General features: G+C 66.1%; 3 protein-coding genes. 1 reads left to right on the top strand and 2 read right to left on the bottom strand.

Annotation, left to right across the window (positions count from 1 at the left end; genetic code table 11):
* Positions 1–22 precede the first annotated feature (22 nt).
* Positions 23–445, top strand: coding sequence for a hypothetical protein (locus C491_RS01645; protein WP_005553283.1), 423 nt, complete (start codon positions 23–25; stop codon positions 443–445).
* On the opposite strand, the gene C491_RS01640 is transcribed toward C491_RS01645, so the two are convergent.
* Positions 442–891, bottom strand: a complete 450-nt coding sequence (locus tag C491_RS01640; protein WP_005553282.1) for a hypothetical protein — start codon at positions 889–891, stop codon at positions 442–444. The two genes, C491_RS01645 and C491_RS01640, sit on opposite strands and share 4 nt — an antisense overlap.
* 96 nt (positions 892–987) lie before the next feature.
* On the bottom strand, positions 988–1,824 hold an 837-nt coding region (locus C491_RS01635), incomplete at its 5' end, for a sulfatase/phosphatase domain-containing protein (RefSeq protein WP_005553281.1).

Genomic DNA, 1,824 nt, shown 5'->3' with positions numbered 1-1,824 from the left:
GAGATGTGTATAAGAGACAGAGATGACGGAACTCCCGTGGCCCGACGAACCGGCCGACAAATCGGCCGACGAACCGGACGAGCGAGCACGCGCGATACAGGACCTCCTGTTCGCCGTCGCGTTCACCCCGTTACTCCTGTTCGTCTCGCCGGTACGCGACGTCCCGTCGGCCGAGGCCGCGCTGATCGCCGTCTGCAGCGGCGTCGTCGCCGGAGTCGCGGCGAGTCTCCTTACCGATCGTCTCGCGCTCGAGCGTCGCGACGGCCTCGCGACGACCCTCGCCGCGGTGGTCGGGGTGGTTGTGCTCGCGACGTCGCTGTGGGTAGTCGTCCCCGTCGCGCACACGCCTACGCTGCTGCTGTTCGTGCTCGTGATCCTCTGGGCCAGTGCGCTGACCGCTGCGACGCGCGTTTTCGTCCTCCCGGCCATCGCCGATCCGAGCTAATCCGACGCGCCGTCGTCCCCCTCGAGTTTGGCCGCCCGCTGTCGCAGCTCGGCCGCCTCCTCGCCGAACTCGGTGATCCGATCCTGGAGCTCACGGCCGACCTGATACGTGAAATCGTCGGGCATCAGCCCGCGCTGGATATCGATCGTCACCATCGTGTCGCAGTCGTCGACGATCTCGGGCGCCCACTTTCCCGCCGCGAGTTTGGACTCGTCGGTGACGACGGCGTCGCCGTCCTCGACGTCGATGAAGGCGGTGACGGTGTTCCAGATCCTCGGATCGCTGGTCGTCGCCTCGTCGAACAACCCCTCGAGTCGGCTCTCTTTGACCGGTTCGTCCCGCAGTTCGATGACGAGATCCTCGAGCGCGTCGGCGATCGCCTCGTTCTCGGCGGCCTGTTCGCGGAGTTCCTCGGGATCCGGCTCGTCGCGTCCGGATCGGCTCATCGGTTCCCCTCCGTCGCGATCGGTCCGTCAGTCATAGGCGTGGCTACCCGCTTCGGGACCGTAAACGTACGCTTCCGGGTTGGGCGATAGGTCCTGTCAGTCCCGTTCCCGAAGGACGTCCGGCACCCACTTCCGGTTCGGATCCTCGGTCCGGTTCATCCAGTCGACCAGTCGCTCCCGCATCGCCTCGCGGACGTCGGCGTAACCGGGGTGGTCGATCAGGTTCTGCAGCTCCGCGGGATCGCCCTCGAGATCGTACAGCTCGTCGATATCGGGGCCGTTGTAGACGTACTTGTACCCTCTCGTTCTAACCATCCGCTGGGTGTAGAGCCCGAATTCGTCGCCGTGGTACTGCGCGAAGACGGAGTCGGGGCGCTCCTCGGGATCCTCGCCCTCGAGCAGGGGAACGAGGCTCCGCGAGTGGAACGACTTCGGAACCTCGAGACCGCCCATCTCGAGGAAGGTCGCGGCCAGATCGTGGAGGTGAACGGGATCCTCACAGACCGAGCCGGGCTCGACGACGCCCGGCCAGCGCACCTGTAGCGGGATCCGGTAGGTATCGTCGTACATCAGCGGCCCCTTATTGAACTGGCGGTGGCCCCCAACGAAGTCGCCGTGGTCCGAGGCGTGGACGACCGCGGTCTCCGCCTCGAGTCCGTGCTCCTCGAGGCTCTTGAGGATTCGCTCGAGCTGGTCGTCGATCATGGTCACGAACCCGCGGTACTTCGCGACCGCCTCGGCCCAGGTGTCCCAGTCGAAGTCGGCGACGCCCCGGTAGTGCAGGAAGTTCTCGTGGACCCGGGGTTTTCCGTCGAACGTCTCGGCGTAACTGTCAGGCCGTTCGACGTCTTCGGGGTCGTACATCGAGGCGTACGGCTCGGGGACGACGTAGGGGTGGTGGGGACCGTAGAAGTCAGCCCGGTGGAAGAACGG

Origin of the sequence: Natronococcus amylolyticus DSM 10524 (assembly GCF_000337675.1) — an archaeon.
GTDB classification, from domain to species: Archaea; Halobacteriota; Halobacteria; order Halobacteriales; family Natrialbaceae; genus Natronococcus; species Natronococcus amylolyticus.
The sequence above is the reverse complement of the archived record's forward strand: the minus strand, read 5'-3'. Positions and strand labels throughout refer to the sequence as shown.

Bases quoted from the DNA above. Each gene is read 5' to 3' on its own strand.
- C491_RS01645 (WP_005553283.1), top strand. From the start codon at position 23: ATGACGGAACTCCCGTGGCCCGACGAACCGGCCGACAAATCGGCCGAC.
- C491_RS01640 (WP_005553282.1), bottom strand. From the start codon at position 891: ATGAGCCGATCCGGACGCGACGAGCCGGATCCCGAGGAACTCCGCGAA.